This is a genomic window from Bacillus sp. YBWC18 (genome assembly GCF_002998775.1).
In the GTDB taxonomy this organism is placed as follows: Bacteria; Bacillota; Bacilli; order Bacillales; family Bacillaceae; genus Bacillus.
On record NZ_PVRI01000001.1, the window covers coordinates 840,125 to 854,902 of the forward strand.

Below are 14,778 nucleotides of genomic sequence, written 5' to 3' on the forward strand. Positions count from 1 at the left end.
CTACTCGATTATAAATGAGATGGGCTGATTCGTAAATAACTTGAGGCAGGAACATGACCAATTCTAGTCAAAAGAAATCTTGCCTTCCCAATTCTTCTGACGAGAAGGTAAAATAAACATAAAGGGGGAGGAAGCATGAAGTCATATCGTATCGGTGTGTTGAAAGGAGACGGGATTGGGCCAGAAATTGTACAAGCAAATATGCGCATCTTAAAGGCAGCGCTATCACAGTTTCAGGAGTCATTTGTGGAATATGTCGAATGTCCAATTGGCTTTGAAGCCATCCATTCTCACCAAGATCCTGTGCCAGCATCTACTATAGAAGAATTAAAAAAGTGCCATGGGTGGATTTTAGGGCCTCATGATTCTGCCTCATATCCAGAGATATTGACAGAGAGGAGAAATCCAAGCGGAGAGCTCCGTCATACGTTTGATTTATTTGCAAACATTCGTCCATCTCAATCATTACCTGGGGTACAGGGCCTTGTGCAAAACGTCGATCTCGTGATTTTTCGAGAGAACACAGAAGGTTTTTATCCAGATCGGAACATGTATCATGGGGTAGGAGAGTGGATGATTACGCCAGAGGTCGCTATATCCACAGGTGTGTTTACCAAAAAAGCGATTACACGTATTGCTCATGCAGCTTTTCAAAGTGCAATGGAGCGCAGGCGAAAGGTGACCATTGTTCACAAGGCAAACGTAATCAAATTAGGATCTGGTTTATTTCTGCGAACATGCCAAGAGGTGGCAAAAGCATATCCGCACGTGACAGTAGAAGATCTACATATCGATGCAATGGCAGCTCTCTTAGTAAGACGTGCCGGTGATTTTGATGTCATTGTGACAGAGAATATGTTTGGGGATATTTTATCGGATTTAACAGGGGAACTAGTCGGAAGTTTAGGGATCGCCCCTTCATTAAATTGTAACGAAAACCAAGCGATGGCACAGGCAGCACATGGATCAGCACCGGATATTGCTGGGCAAAATATCGCCAATCCCATGGGGTTAATTCTTTCTACAGTCATGCTTTTTGACTGGTTTTATGTGAAATATCATGATGACAGGCTGAAAAAGACGGCTGCTCTTATAAGACGCACTCTGGATGAGATGATGAAAATGAACATAAAAACGAAGGATTTAGGTGGAAGCGAAACCACGACACAATTCACAGATGCATTCATTCAAATGATGAATCAGGATAAATAGAAGTGAAAAGGAAAAAATGATCCAAGGAGAACATTATGTATCTAGTGACCAAACCCTGATTGCAGATCGAGAAAGAGCGAGACAATTGAACTTTGCATACCAGCAAACCAATCAGCCAGAAAAAAGAACATCCATTTTAAAGGAATTATTAGGCGCTTGCGGAAATGATGTCGTTTTTGAAGAAAGATTGCAGTGCGATTACGGATACAATATCGAGGTCGGAAAACATTTTGCGGGAATCCTGCGAAAATCATTAAATATCTTGATGAATCAAAATCTGGCGAATAAACATAGGATTTTGTTTTTTTTCTTTTTTGTCTCAATAAGATAAGTATACTTAGATTTGAGACAAGGAAAATGTATTCATTGTTTAACTTCCTAGAATATATATTATGTAAACTAAGAGAGCTCAGCTCAAGTTTAAGTTTTGGTTGTATTCATAATATTCCCTTGACAGCTACTGCACCTAAGTTCTTGAGCAACTTTATAAGCTGCTCAAGAACTTCTTTTTCATTTTTATATTTATACTCAATGCTTTTTCAACAACGGTAAGTTATTAAGCATATTTGAAAGTGTAAGTGCATCCCAAGGCAGATGTTCCGTAATACCTAACCCAACAATATCAAATTCATTGCTAACATCTTGAATCAGGCGAGTTACAGATTGAATGGATGAACGTTTTAACCCTTTACTTACATATTCACCATAGCGCTCTGGTTTAGCAATACCTTGCGAACGGAACTCGCGTAAATCCAATACATCCAGATCAAAATGAACGGCAATCCGAGAAGCACCTGTTGCTCGCAATGCTGCCAGTACATTTTCGCTAGATGAAGCAAATTCCTCTGAACTCACATTAGGAAATTTATATTTTTCGTAAACTGAAGGTGCTTTTTCTTTCTCATCATTAATCCCTGCAAATAGTAAATTGCTTGGATTAACTTTTCGAGGGACAAGCGAAGCTAAATTAGGATCCCCTTCTCCAAGAAGTGTTGCCAGTACCATGGCATGATAATGCGGATATAGCTCTGCTGTTTTAATGTCCGGATGGGCATCTATCCAAAGTATAGCCAATTCCTCTTTATATTTTTCTGTAAGATAAGCGAACGGTGCAAGTTCTACGCTACAGTCTCCTCCTAAAACAACCACCCGGTCTGGATTTCGTTCATGAAGAATATTTAAAGCTAAAGAAGTTTGCTTAATGATTTGCTTTTTGGCTACGATTCCCTCTTCTTTTTCATCATTAGTAGGATCCGTGGAAATAGGTACTTCGATTGTTTCATCATCTGTGGGTGGAGCAAGCCATGCTAGTAACTGAGCTCCAAAGTGATACGAAAGGTTGTTACCGCCCTGCCATTGTGGCATGATCAATCGTAATGTCTTCTCTTCGTTATCCATAAAACCTCCATTTAAATTAATACATGTTTAGTAAGATAGGATTGTTACTCAAACAAAGATAGGTATAGTACTTAAAAGCTTTTTTAAATTAATAGAATCCCAAGGCAAATGCTCCGTGATGCCCAATCCTACCACATTTGTTTCTTTTGATACATCCTGGATTATCTCCGTCAATTGTGGAAAATGCATTTTGCCCATAGGAAAGTCTATCGTTTCTTTTGAATCCGGATTTGCAAAAATCAGAGAACGGAATGCACTAGGATCAAGAACATCTAAATCAAGGTGAATAGCTAGATGCTTAATATTTTGTTCAACAATCCACTCTTTAATAGCATTAGGATTATTTATCAGTTCTTTTGTACTTGCCGTTTTCATACCGAGTCTTTGTATTAATTCTGTTTCATGGGAAAATGTTTCTTCAAGTCCAGCAAAAAAGACATTGCTTGGCTTTAATGGAACTTTTACTTCATTTGCAAATTCCGCATCTCCCTCTCCTAATAAATTCCTTAATACCATAGTATGGCTGTTCTCAAAATCTTTTGGACTAGATACATCAGGATGTGAATCAATCCATATCAGTCCTAGTTCTCCATTATAGCGTTCGTTTAAATAAGCAAAAGGTGCTTGTTCAACCAGACAATCACCACCAAACATAATGATGCTATCTGGCTGATGGGCAGCAATAATTTGTTGAGCAGACTTCAACTGATTTATTACTTGGGTTCTACCGCGAACCCCTCTTTCCAATTCAAGGGGACTCTCATCCGGGTCATAAACAGGAACTTTTATAAGCGGCTGTTCATTTTGTGGAGCTAACCAAGCGAGAAGTTCAGCACCAAATGAATAATTAGGATTATTTCCACCTTGCCATTGCGGCATTAGAAGACGAATTGTTTTATTTGTCATTTTTAATCTCCTTTACTTTTCAACTAATTTCAGTATAAACCAATTAAAATCAATTAATAGTACGCACTAAAATGAAAGGTACTATCTAAAAAGATAGTACCTTTTCAAGTCTTACAGTTCACTGTAAACTAATATAAGACGTCTATACAATCGTTTTAGTTCATACAGATGTTTATTTGAAAGGATGATCTCAATGACAATGAATGGATATCATGGTAAAATCAAGAATATACAGGATACTCCTTTTGGTTATACTTTGTCCTTGGTTGGCGGAAAATGGAAAATGGTAATCCTATATTTACTAGCAGAAAACCATCCGATCCGCTACAATGAGTTGCATAGAATGATTGGTAACATAACATTTAAGACACTTAGTTCACAACTCAAGGAACTAGAAATGAGTGAATTAATAGTTAGGAAAGAATATCCACAGATTCCCCCAAAAGTTGAATATTATCTTTCAGCTAAAGGAGCTTCACTCATTCCGATTTTGGAAGAAATGTGTGAATGGGGTATAGAAAATCAACCGCCTTCTGAAATAGAACCACAATAAGCTAACGCGTTTGGGTTAGCTTATTTGGTTTAATTGATTTCAAAATCTTTTATATTAGCTACTGGATAAAGAACTTCGTCTGGATTAAAAACGGTTAATGGTTCTGCCTTTTCAACTTTTTTTACCCAGTCGTGATTAGCTAAAGCACCTTTTCCTATTGTTACAACATCAGCATCACCGTTACTTAACATTTCAGTTGCTCTTTCAATACTATCTAATTGACCGTTTGCTATTATTGGTAACTGGCTATATTTCTTTGCTAAAGAAACTAAGGATTTTTCTCCTCCATCAAATGCATGCTGCCAGGCTTTATACTCCGTTACGTGAATATAGTCTAATCCTGATTGACCTAGAGAACCAAAAATGATTTTTGCATCTTCCTCTTCTCCTGACCATTTATAGGTATAATCATTTACTTGCGATTGAGAGATTCGCATGCCAACTATGAAATCATCTCCTACAGATTTAGTTACTTCGGATGCAATTTCAACTAAAAACCTTACACGATTTTCTGTGCTTCCTCCGTATTCATCTGTACGTAGGTTGGTATACTCTGTAAGAAAAGCATCTAAGAGATAACCATTGGCCCCATGGATTTCAACCCCATCAAATCCAGCAGATTCTGCCCTCTGAGCAGCTTTTACAAAGCTTTTTTTCACATTATCCATTTCCTCTTTAGTCATTTCTCGAGGTATTTTATACTCTCCTTCTCCGAAATAGAATTTTAGTTGTTCCCCTTGTGGCTTTACTGACGACGGAGCAATCGTTTCCTCTGAAAAATGATTTCCTTGTGAAAGTGGTCCACTATGCTGTAATTGCATAAAAATCTTGCTACCTTCTTCATGAACTGCATCTACAATCTTTTTCCAAACTACTGCTTGTCCGTCGAATGCAATACCTGGTTGATATTGATATGTCTGGCTATTTTTATCATCAATATACGTACCTTCAGTTATTATTAACCCAAATCCCCCTTTTGCGAAAGAACGGTAGTATTTAACCATCTTGTCTGTAACATAACCATCCTTTGTAGCACTAATTCGTGTCATTGGTGCTAGTCCAACTCTATTTCTTAACTCCGTTTTATTAATTTTAAAAGTATCAAATAATATATTTTTTTTCATTTCTTTTACCTCCTAAAATTATTGTTTGACAACCTCTTGGTTATTAGCTTAAATGAATAATACAGTTTAGTAAAATGAATATATTAGATAGGGTAGTTCAATATTATTAAACTATCCTAAGAGGAGATATTAAGTTGGAACTTCGACATTTAATTACTTTCAAGACAATTGTTAACAAAAATGGTTTTAATAAAGCGGCTGAACATTTGGGTTATGCGCAATCTTCTATAACTACACATGTTAAAGAATTAGAAAAAGAATTAGGTAGGCCCCTTTTCGACCGACTAGGAAAGAGAGTAATATTGACTCACTTCGGAGAGCAATATCTTCCTTATGCAAATCAAATAATTGAACTATATGAACAATCACTAACTATTGATAAGGAACCTCAAGGAGATCTAACTATAGGAATATCAGAATCCTTAACTATTTGCCGGATTCCTCTTATTCTCCTCGAATTTAAGCAGAAATATCCGAAAGTGAGTCTTTACGTTAAGTCATTAGAAAATTACGATGTCACCAAGAGCCTTCAAAGTGGTGACATTGATTTAGCTTTGATTTTGGAAAACAAGAACTGGACACAGGAGGAGTTGTATATCGAAGAATTAGTACAGGAGAGAATGGTCTTCATTAGTCCACACAGCAAAGGGGACACATTAAATACTGCATTATATTCTGATTTAAGATGTAGTTATAAATCAGTTTTCGATGATTACATTATATCAAATGAACTTTATATAAAAGATAGCATAGAGTTTCAAAGCATTGAAGCAATAAAACACTGTGTTAAAAATGGACTAGGAGTATCTCTTGTTCCCTTCTTTTCTGTAAAAGAAGAACTAAAAAATGGCCTATTTAAGGGAGAGAAAGTTTCAAACCAACAAAATTCCCTATCGACTTACTTGACATATCACAAAAATAAATGGCTATCACCCTCTATTAATAGCATGATTGAACTAGTTCAAAAACATGCAAAAACTTGGGAATAAGTATAGAAGGTGCTTTATAAAGCGCCTTTCAGACCGTAGTTTTTACCGAAGGTAGAAAAGTGCGGAATTTTCTCGGAAAACCCATACCCAATAAACCAACGATAAGCAACATTGGTTTCAATTTCTTTAATGGTTTGACGCATGGAGCGAATGCCAAATAGATATTGGATCAAAACCATTTTAATGAGAACAACGGGGTCCACACTTGGTCTACCATTTTTGAAACTATAATGATCTTTAACAAGATTATAAACGAAGTCAAAATCGATCGCTTGATCTATTTTCCGTACAAGATGATCTTCAGGCACTAATTCATCTAAAGCCACTACTTCTAATTGGTTTCGTCTTTCTTCTTCACGTTTCGATAACATGTTCATTCCCCACAGAATTGTGTTATTACCCTTTATTATTATATGTATATTTTTTAGGGTCATAATTGTTCAAGTAAAGTTAGTTGCTCCGTTTGTTCAATAAGAAAAGGAGGTGCCGCAGCTACCTCCTTTGTTAAGTCAAAGCACCCTTTAGTTTTATAAGCAACACTTCGAAAATACGAGATTATTGTAGCATACTCTCCAATTTGTCCTTCACTAGCACCCATTCTTGGTCGATTACACTGTAATACACAGAGTCTCTTAAATAACCGTCAGGCATAACCATATGATTCCGAAGCACCCCTTCTTTTACCAAACCCAACCGTTCAATTGCCTGCTGAGACCGCACATTTCTGCTATCTGTTTTCAACTGAACACGAATTGTCCCAAGTGTTTCAAAGCAGTGTTTCAAAAGAAGATACTTACATTCTGTATTTATTCTAGTTCGCCAAACAGTTGGAGACAGCCATGTCCAACCAATTTCCAAGTTACGATTTGGTATGGATATATTAAGAAAACGAGTGCTTCCCACAATTTTCTCCGAATTCTTATCGAAGATAACAAAAGGAAATTCGCTTCCTTGCTCTCTCGCTTGAAGTGCTCCATTCACAAGGGACTTCATATCTTCAATCGATTGAACCCTCATTGGCATGTGTGCCCATATATCTGAATTGTTTCCCGCATCAAATAATTCCTGTACGTGATAATCTTCCATAGGTTGTATCTTTACTCTATCTCCTATTAATACTACAGGCGTTATCTCCATAATTCTTCTTCTCTCCTTTTTTAGATATCGGCTTAAAGAAGACCCTATACCTTTAGCTTTAGCTTTAGTGTTGATAGTATCAAATAAACTGATCTTTTCTTCATCTTCCAAATAATGAAAAGCTAAAAATGGCACATTAATGAATGCATTTGTTTCTTCTAAATATAACTTAATTCCACCTAATCGATGCTGACCATCCATTTGTTAAAGAGACATTTGAAAATGGTGACAAGTAATATCTAATCCAACTTTAAGGTAGAATCTATGTGCATCATGCCTATGAACACCAGAATCTAAATGAAATTGTTCACTCTCATTTTCCTTTGCTTGACTTATTAGCCAATCCCATAGAATTTTTGCATACTCGATCATCGCAATCCACTGAATTGATGTCTCCTTTCACATATAAAAGATATTATTCTCCAGTCTCAGCAAACTGTTTCAATCGATCTCCAATTTCATCTCTTACCCTTTGGAAAAATGCCCACTTCTCTTCTTCTGTTCCTTCTGCTTTTGCTGGATCATCAAAGCCCCAATGGACACGTTCGACATGAGGAGGAGTCAACGGGCATTTATCAGCTGCGTCACCGCATAGTGTTACGACTAAGTCAGCGTGATGCAATATCTTTTGATCAATCAGGTCAGACGTTTGATTAGAAATATCAATCCCTATTTCTTTCATTGCTTTTACAGCATTCGGATTTAATCCATGAGCTTCAATACCAGCGCTATAGACCTTCCACTCATCTCCAAGATGTTTTTTAGCCCAACCTTCAGCCATTTGACTGCGGCAAGAATTACCGGTACATAAAAAGTAAATTGTTTTCTTTGACATGTTGATCGTCTCCTTTAATGTATAATCATTAGCCAGAAATACAAAGCTAAAAGCGTGATGAATAGTGTTGGTACAGTTAAAATGACTCCTATTTTGAAATATGTACCCCAGGAAATCTTCACACCTTTTTGAGAAAGGACGTGGAGCCACAGTAGTGTTGCTAAGGAGCCAATGGGCGTAATTTTTGGTCCTAAATCAGAACCAATGACATTTGCGTAAATTAACGCTTCTCTCATTATTCCTTGTGTATCGGTACCGGATATGGCTAATGCATCGATCATGACCGTCGGCATATTATTCATGACAGATGAAAGCATTGCTGCGATAAATCCCATACCAAGAGTCCCTGCCAATAAACCTTGATCTGCTACAGCTTGGATCACGCTTGAAAGAGCATCAGTGAGCCCTGCATTTCGCATGCCATAGACAACAACGTACATACCTATGGAAAAGAAAACGATCGCCCATGGTGCTTCTTTTAGAACGCTTTTTGTTTGGACAGCAGGGCTTTTTTGTGCAATGACCAAGAATAAAATGGCAATCACACCAGCTATGACCGATACAGGTATAGATAAAAATTCGCTTGCAAAATAACCAATCAACAAAAAAGCTAATATATACCAAGATAATCTAAACATCTTTGGATCTTTTATTGCTTCACTAGGATGCTTTAACTCAGTCAGATCATAGCGTTTAGGTATACTCTTTCTAAAGAAAAGGTACAGTACAGTGATACTCGCTAGCAATGAAAAAAGGTTTGGAACAACCATTCTGGATGCATATTCAATAAACGTAATGTTGAAATAGTCGGCTGTTACAATGTTCACCAAATTACTAACGACAAGGGGAAGCGAAGTTGTATCTGCAATAAACCCACTCGCGATAATAAAAGGGAATACAATTTTTTCATTGAAGTGTAATGCTCTGACCATTGCTAAAACAATGGGTGTCAAAATAAGTGCTGCACCATCGTTTGCAAATAAAGCAGCGACGATTGCACCAAGGATGGTCACATACACAAACATACGCAGCCCACTGCCTTTTGCAGCCTTTGCCATATGCAATGCTGCCCATTCAAAAAAGCCGATTCGATCAAGTATGAGTGAGATGACGATAATGGCAACAAAAGCTAAAGTCGCATTCCATACGATGCCTGTCACGGTGATCACATCATCAACATTCACAACACCTACGATTAATGCTAAAATGGCCCCTCCACATGCGGACCACCCTATGGATAAATTTTTTGGCTGCCAAATAACCAATACCAAAGTTAACAAAAATATGAGTAATGATAAAACGGCAAAACTCAAACCCATCCCTCCTTACGAACAAGAAATGTTTGTTGCGTTATGTTGTATGCTTTTTAAAAGGTCATCTTCTTTATCAATTAGATTTAAGATGATACAAATCGTCTCAAATTCTGGACACAGTGTATTGATTGAATAATAACGCCACTGCCCTTTTCTGTTCTCATGGACAAATCCAGCTTTTTTTAATTTTCGTAAATGCTGACTAATCGCTGGTTGACTCATTTCGAACATATCTACCAGTTCACAAACACAATATTCCTTCTCCAAAAACAATTTCATCATAATGAGTCTTGTTTGATCACTGAGTATTTTTAAACAATTCGACATATGTAACAAACCAATTGAAACATCTGAAGTCACAATGATTCCCTCCCTCTTTTCAAATATTGGTGACGGTCCATGTTATCAACTCCTCCAATATTATATAACTGAATACTTATATAATCAATCGATTATATGGATTTGAACAAAAATTTGTTCGCGTTAAAATTATTGATTAATGTTTTTTTCTTTTATTTTTTATTCATCAAAAAAATTGATTATTGTAGAATCCTTATTTGACTATTGTTTATAAAGCATAAAATGGATCTACATTTCTTTCAATGGTCTGTCATATGACAATTCCTATTCTTATATAAATCCCAATGGCTCATTTTTGATGCGCTAGCTCCATTCCTCCTACCAAATAGAGAGCGTTCTTTTTATCTATATCATCATCAGGCCAAGTGCGGATTAGTTGACGCAATCTAACTGCAACGGTCTTACACACATCTGGCATTAAGTAACTATCAGAATCCTAAAGATCCAGCAATGGAATGATGTCATCTTGATAGTTTTCAAATGGAAGTCGGTGTAAGACCAATCTGCTTCGCAATGGCGGATTTCCATATTTTCAAAGAGAGACAATTCTAATAGGGTTATTTTGATTTAATCCCTGCACCACAAAGAGGTATGACAATGGTTTCTTCTGATTCCTTTTTATATTTCATGTAGCCAGCAAAATTGACTGCAGATGTCACTTCTACATAAAATCCTTTCTCACTTAGTTTAGAGCGTGCATTTAGAATCTCATCTTCTTTAATATCAATAAACGTACCATTGGTATCTTGTACAGCTTCTAAAATTTGTTTGGAGCGAGCTGGGGCAGCAATTGCTATCCCTTCTGCTAAGGTCCTTTTATTCGTAACAGGCGATGCTAATCCTTTCGCATTTTGATAAGCTTTCACAAGTGGTGCACAGTTTTTCGCTTGTACGGCAACGATTTTCGGTATTTTATGAATGAGACCATTTTCAAATAACTCTTTAAAGCCATAATATGCACCTAGGAGGAGAGTACCGTTTCCAACCGGAATGATTAAAGTATCAGGTGCTCCTTTTAGTTGCTCATAGATTTCGTAGGCATATGTTTTTGTTCCTTCAAAAAAATAAGGATTATACACATGGCTTGCATAAAAAACGTTTTCATTGTCTACTGCCTTTTGTGCCGCAGCTGCAATGTCCTCACGTGTACCATGAATTGTTTTAATCGCTGCTCCATGTGCTTTTATTTGAGCAACCTTTTTAGGCGAAGTGTCATCGCTTAGATAGATGTCACAGGCAATACCACAACGTGCTGCATAAGCTGCAATCGCCGTTCCTGCATTCCCGCTACTATCAGCAATCACTTTTGATACCCCGAGTTCCTTAGCTTTTGTCATCAAAACAGCGGCTCCTCGGTCTTTAAAGGATAAGGTCGGCATCATATAATCAACTTTTACATAAGTATTTGGCTCATTAGGGTCTAGAACGATTAAAGGGGATTGACCCTCCCCCATTGTGACAGTTTCCCAAGTCTTAGAACCTTTTGAAAATGGCATGGTTTCAACATAACGCCATAATGAGTTAGGATAGTGATCCCAAGCTGCGATATCTATTTTAGGGGTATCTTTCACCAGGTTTAATACTCCACCACAATCACATTTCCATAGAGTTGGTGTCATCTCATACTTTCTCCCGCAATGGTTACAAATCAATTGATTCATCGATCATCTACCCCTTCGAATATTTTTTTATATGAAATATAATTTTTTATATAGAGTAGGCAAAAAAATATCTTAAATATATGCAATGGCATCAATTTCAATTTTGAAACCAAAATGTAATTCATTCGTTGGTACAATAGTACGTGCTGGTTTATGTTCACCGAAAAAATTAGTATAAACAGCATCTACTTTGTCCCATAAATGAATATTCGAAATGTATAATGTCATGCGCAAGATCTTCTCTTTTTTACTTCCAGCAGCCTCTACAATCATCTCTACATTCTTAAGCGCTTGTAATGTCTCTTCTTCAATGGGGCCGAACTCTTTTTCTCTCGTTTCGGGATTGATGGCAAATTGTCCTGAAACATAGACCGTGTTTTGATGAATGGTTGCGAATGCATAGTGTCCGTTCGATTTTAGATTTCCTACCTCGAGTATGCTTTCCATTTTGACGCTCCTTACCTCGATTTATTTTTGATTTCATCCAAATAGCTATAGACGGTTACTTTGGAAATGCCTAACATAGATGCGACCTTCTCAACAGATCCTTTCATTAAAAAGATGCCCTTTTCATCCATAAATTTAATTAGTTCAATTTTTTCATGACGTTTCATGACTGGATGAACACTGTTTTGAATGATTTGTTGAATCAATTGATCTACTATTTCTTCCACATTTTCAAGATCATCATTTGATGTTGTTTCTTTCTCTTGAGCTTCCACTTGTGTAGAAAGAAAAGTATCCATAAAATGTTGCATTTGATTTAGGGCTTCAACATCAAAATTGATACAGAAAGCACCAATCACTTTTTGCTTTGAATCACGTATTAATGAAGTTGAAGAACGAATCGTACGCTTATCTTCTGTTACAAATGTATAACCAGCCAGATAATCTTCTTTAAAATCTTCTGATTGTAATACAGTCTTTACTAGATGATCAAATGATTGGCCGATTTCTCTTCCTGTCACATGGTTATTTACTGTAAACATGACAGATGCTTGAGGGTTGGTTAAATCATGAATAACCACTTCGCAATTTGGTCCAAACATTTTTGCAGTAGATTTTGCTAAAGGAATATAACTCGCTAATAAATTCTTCATATGTTCCATGCCTAAGCACCTCATTTTTTTATTCCACTAGATTATATAATTTTTTATATATAAAAACAATATATAGATTTATTTATATATCATGATGCTCACAAGATCACAAATGTGAAAATAACCATATAAAAAAAGCAGCCATTGACTGCTTTTTGCTTGTGCTCCTTTCTAATTGCTTTCTTTCTGGATTCCATACAAAATGACGTCAATTCCCCATCGGAACCGTTCCATTGATACGGGATCACCTGCAAACATTTCTTCTTTTACACTATGAATGAAAGGAAAACGCGTTTTGTCTGCATCATGAAATGCTTTTTTTGTGTCTGAAATCTGCGAAGAGCCTTGTTTCTTCCAAGAGACCTTTTCGTAAGCTACGGAAGATACGTATAACAGTAACAGGTCTACTCCCCATGCAGCGGATGTAGATTTGATCCCGCCTTCATGCAATGCAGCGAGAATATGTTCGGTCAACTGAAGAAAGTTCGTTCCTTGTGGAATGGTGGAAAGAGAAATTTCAGCAAGACCAGGTTTTTCAAATAGCAGCAGGAAATAAGTATGCAATATTTCACATAACTTTTCTTTCCATGTGCCATCCACTGAATCTGGATAAACCATTTGGCCGAGACCATAATCCAATACGTAAGCACTTAGTTCTTGAAAATTGTTCACGTAGACATACAAGGATGCAGGTCCCGTATCCAATGCTTTAGCCACCTTACGCATACTCATGCCCTCTATCCCTTGCTCCTTAAGAAGCGCATAGGCAGTTTTAACAATAAGCTCACGGCTTAAGGGCTCTTTAGCCGGCCGAGACCGACGACTTATAATACGACGATTTGAATTGTTCATACTCTCTTTATATCATGTCAAAGTAAAATAGTAAATTGAGCATCAATCACCGTTTACTTGAAAAGAATTCATCATATCTGCAAGCTTGACCGCAGCGTCTTTTGAAAAACACAGTTTTAAACTATTCTCCGATTCCTGAGCCTTTTCCGATGAATATTCATACATCATTTCTTCGTACTCTTCAATAGCCTTTTCAATATCATTAGGATGTCGGACAATAGCAAGTGCAAGCTCCATTGCATCAAACATCGCCATGTTTACACCTTCACCTGCGAATGGTGTCATGAGATGAGCTGCATCACCGATAAGCGTTACTCCTTTATGACGGTTCCATTTAAAACCGACAGGAAGCGTATAAATACGTCTTGGAATGATGACATCTTCTGCATAACGAATATAATTTTTCAGCTGATCATCCCAATCACTAAATAACTCTAATAATGGTTCTTTCGCTTCATTCGCTTGATTAAATGGAATGCCACAAGTCTCGATCCAGCTGCGTTCTACCATAAGGCTTGCATACACTTTTATTCGTCCATCTCCGTTTAACTGACCAATAATTCCTTTGTGATCAGCTAAAGCAAACATTTTACCACGTTTATTAAATTCAGCTAAATCAGGGTGGTTCACCTCTACGTTGAGGACATTCAGTTCAAGCATCGTGAGCCCGGAGTATTCAATATCAATATCTGTTAACAGCGGACGTACACGAGAAAATGCACCATCTGCTCCAATCAAAAGGTCAACCGTCTCGACAACCCCGTTTTCAAAATGAAGTTCTGTCATGCCGTTTTCTAATGAAACACATCTATCTAGTTTATATCCGTATTTGATGTTTTCAGCATCAATTTGATCTAACAGCATTTTACACAAAACACCACGATCAATTTCTGGCCGAGTGCCTTTTTCATGTGATTCAGTTTCTTCGTCTAGATAGATTCTTCCTGCTTTATCAAATAACCGGAAATCTTCTCCTTCATAGCGAGCGTTCTTTTGAAATTTCTCATAAACTCCTGCTTCCTTTAAGGCTTTTTGACCTGTTTCTTCGTGAATATCCAGTGAGCCTCCTCTTTCAAGACTCTTGTCATGCATCTCCCGTTCATAGATGGTTGTTTGTATACCGTAATTTTGCAGAATTAAGGCGAGTGTTAGCCCTCCTGGTCCTCCTCCAATGATAGCGATTTGCTTTTGTTTTTTAGATAATGTCTGCATCGTATGCATCTCCTCTTCTTTATGGAAGTAGTGTAAAACCACATCTCATTTATATTATAACGAACATCGTTCGTAAAGAACAGTGTTCGTTTAAAATGGTTTATTTCATGAATGTGTGCTTTAATT

At 37.0% G+C, this 14,778-nt stretch carries 16 protein-coding genes and 1 pseudogene; 4 read left to right on the plus strand and 13 right to left on the minus strand.

The genetic code is table 11. The features are described from left to right. Window positions 1-135 precede the first annotated feature (135 nt). On the plus strand, window positions 136-1,212 hold the full coding sequence (locus C6348_RS04395) for an isocitrate/isopropylmalate dehydrogenase family protein (protein ID WP_106042019.1): 1,077 nt from the start codon (window positions 136-138) through the stop codon (window positions 1,210-1,212). 16 nt (window positions 1,213-1,228) lie between these two features. After that, window positions 1,229-1,543 carry a maltose acetyltransferase domain-containing protein gene (locus C6348_RS04400; RefSeq protein ID WP_106042021.1) on the plus strand — a complete coding sequence of 105 codons (315 nt, stop codon included), beginning with the start codon at window positions 1,229-1,231 and terminating at the stop codon, window positions 1,541-1,543. 197 nt (window positions 1,544-1,740) lie between these two features. Here C6348_RS04400 and C6348_RS04405 read toward each other — a convergent pair whose 3' ends face one another. Next, a complete protein-coding gene (locus C6348_RS04405) occupies window positions 1,741-2,610 on the minus strand; it encodes an arginase family protein (RefSeq protein ID WP_106042023.1) in 870 nt (289 codons plus the stop codon). Between the two features lie 48 nt (window positions 2,611-2,658). Beyond that, entirely contained in the window at window positions 2,659-3,516 is an 858-nt protein-coding gene (locus C6348_RS04410; RefSeq protein ID WP_106042025.1) for an arginase family protein, read from the minus strand. 193 nt (window positions 3,517-3,709) lie between these two features. Here C6348_RS04410 and C6348_RS04415 point away from each other — a divergent pair, with 193 nt between their 5' ends. Next, entirely contained in the window at window positions 3,710-4,069 is a 360-nt protein-coding gene (locus C6348_RS04415; RefSeq protein ID WP_106042027.1) for a winged helix-turn-helix transcriptional regulator, read from the plus strand. A gap of 29 nt (window positions 4,070-4,098) precedes the next feature. Here C6348_RS04415 and C6348_RS04420 read toward each other — a convergent pair whose 3' ends face one another. Continuing rightward, on the minus strand, window positions 4,099-5,193 hold the full coding sequence (locus C6348_RS04420; RefSeq protein ID WP_106042029.1) for an NADH:flavin oxidoreductase: 1,095 nt from the start codon (window positions 5,191-5,193) through the stop codon (window positions 4,099-4,101). 134 nt (window positions 5,194-5,327) lie between these two features. Here C6348_RS04420 and C6348_RS04425 point away from each other — a divergent pair, with 134 nt between their 5' ends. Then, complete coding sequence (locus C6348_RS04425; protein ID WP_106042031.1) at window positions 5,328-6,182, plus strand: LysR family transcriptional regulator; 855 nt, start codon at window positions 5,328-5,330, stop codon at window positions 6,180-6,182. Window positions 6,183-6,217: 35 nt separating this feature from the next. Here C6348_RS04425 and C6348_RS04430 read toward each other — a convergent pair. The 10 genes and pseudogenes from C6348_RS04430 to C6348_RS04480 all read right to left on the minus strand — a co-directional run. Next, window positions 6,218-6,553 (minus strand): annotated as a pseudogene (locus tag C6348_RS04430) (transposase); the annotation flags it as partial. A 184-nt stretch (window positions 6,554-6,737) separates the two neighbouring features. Continuing rightward, window positions 6,738-7,319, minus strand: coding sequence for a GNAT family N-acetyltransferase (locus C6348_RS04435; protein ID WP_106042326.1), 582 nt, complete (start codon window positions 7,317-7,319; stop codon window positions 6,738-6,740). Window positions 7,320-7,734: 415 nt separating this feature from the next. After that, window positions 7,735-8,154 carry an arsenate reductase (thioredoxin) gene (gene arsC / locus C6348_RS04445; protein WP_106042033.1) on the minus strand — a complete coding sequence of 140 codons (420 nt, stop codon included), beginning with the start codon at window positions 8,152-8,154 and terminating at the stop codon, window positions 7,735-7,737. Window positions 8,155-8,168: 14 nt separating this feature from the next. Further along, complete coding sequence (locus C6348_RS04450; RefSeq protein WP_106042035.1) at window positions 8,169-9,467, minus strand: arsenic transporter; 1,299 nt, start codon at window positions 9,465-9,467, stop codon at window positions 8,169-8,171. A gap of 12 nt (window positions 9,468-9,479) precedes the next feature. Further along, entirely contained in the window at window positions 9,480-9,827 is a 348-nt protein-coding gene (locus C6348_RS04455; RefSeq protein ID WP_106042037.1) for an ArsR/SmtB family transcription factor, read from the minus strand. A 557-nt stretch (window positions 9,828-10,384) separates the two neighbouring features. Next, entirely contained in the window at window positions 10,385-11,488 is a 1,104-nt protein-coding gene (locus C6348_RS04460) for a threonine synthase (RefSeq protein WP_106042039.1), read from the minus strand. Between the two features lie 72 nt (window positions 11,489-11,560). Then, window positions 11,561-11,935, minus strand: coding sequence for a RidA family protein (locus tag C6348_RS04465; protein ID WP_106042041.1), 375 nt, complete (start codon window positions 11,933-11,935; stop codon window positions 11,561-11,563). Between the two features lie 11 nt (window positions 11,936-11,946). Next, the gene (locus C6348_RS04470) at window positions 11,947-12,597 is read right to left on the minus strand and encodes a helix-turn-helix transcriptional regulator (protein WP_106042043.1); all 651 of its coding nucleotides are present in this window, start codon (window positions 12,595-12,597) and stop codon (window positions 11,947-11,949) included. A 162-nt stretch (window positions 12,598-12,759) separates the two neighbouring features. Further along, window positions 12,760-13,440 (minus strand): TetR/AcrR family transcriptional regulator, encoded by a 681-nt coding sequence (locus C6348_RS04475; RefSeq protein WP_189293828.1) that lies wholly within the window; start codon window positions 13,438-13,440, stop codon window positions 12,760-12,762. A 42-nt stretch (window positions 13,441-13,482) separates the two neighbouring features. Continuing rightward, entirely contained in the window at window positions 13,483-14,652 is a 1,170-nt protein-coding gene (locus tag C6348_RS04480; protein ID WP_106042045.1) for an FAD-dependent oxidoreductase, read from the minus strand. Window positions 14,653-14,778 lie beyond the last annotated feature (126 nt).

What these genes read in the sequence shown, in the direction of transcription:
- C6348_RS04435 (WP_106042326.1), bottom strand. Translation starts at nt 7,319, where the DNA reads ATGGAGATAACGCCTGTAGTATTAATAGGAGATAGAGTAAAGATACAA.
- C6348_RS04405 (WP_106042023.1), bottom strand. Translation starts at nt 2,610, where the DNA reads ATGGATAACGAAGAGAAGACATTACGATTGATCATGCCACAATGGCAG.
- C6348_RS04400 (WP_106042021.1), top strand. Translation starts at nt 1,229, where the DNA reads ATGATCCAAGGAGAACATTATGTATCTAGTGACCAAACCCTGATTGCA.
- C6348_RS04465 (WP_106042041.1), bottom strand. Translation starts at nt 11,935, where the DNA reads ATGGAAAGCATACTCGAGGTAGGAAATCTAAAATCGAACGGACACTAT.
- C6348_RS04395 (WP_106042019.1), top strand. Translation starts at nt 136, where the DNA reads ATGAAGTCATATCGTATCGGTGTGTTGAAAGGAGACGGGATTGGGCCA.
- C6348_RS04475 (WP_189293828.1), bottom strand. Translation starts at nt 13,440, where the DNA reads ATGAACAATTCAAATCGTCGTATTATAAGTCGTCGGTCTCGGCCGGCT.
- C6348_RS04420 (WP_106042029.1), bottom strand. Translation starts at nt 5,193, where the DNA reads ATGAAAAAAAATATATTATTTGATACTTTTAAAATTAATAAAACGGAG.
- C6348_RS04410 (WP_106042025.1), bottom strand. Translation starts at nt 3,516, where the DNA reads ATGACAAATAAAACAATTCGTCTTCTAATGCCGCAATGGCAAGGTGGA.
- arsC (WP_106042033.1), bottom strand. Translation starts at nt 8,154, where the DNA reads ATGTCAAAGAAAACAATTTACTTTTTATGTACCGGTAATTCTTGCCGC.
- C6348_RS04470 (WP_106042043.1), bottom strand. Translation starts at nt 12,597, where the DNA reads ATGGAACATATGAAGAATTTATTAGCGAGTTATATTCCTTTAGCAAAA.
- C6348_RS04480 (WP_106042045.1), bottom strand. Translation starts at nt 14,652, where the DNA reads ATGCAGACATTATCTAAAAAACAAAAGCAAATCGCTATCATTGGAGGA.
- C6348_RS04460 (WP_106042039.1), bottom strand. Translation starts at nt 11,488, where the DNA reads ATGAATCAATTGATTTGTAACCATTGCGGGAGAAAGTATGAGATGACA.
- C6348_RS04415 (WP_106042027.1), top strand. Translation starts at nt 3,710, where the DNA reads ATGACAATGAATGGATATCATGGTAAAATCAAGAATATACAGGATACT.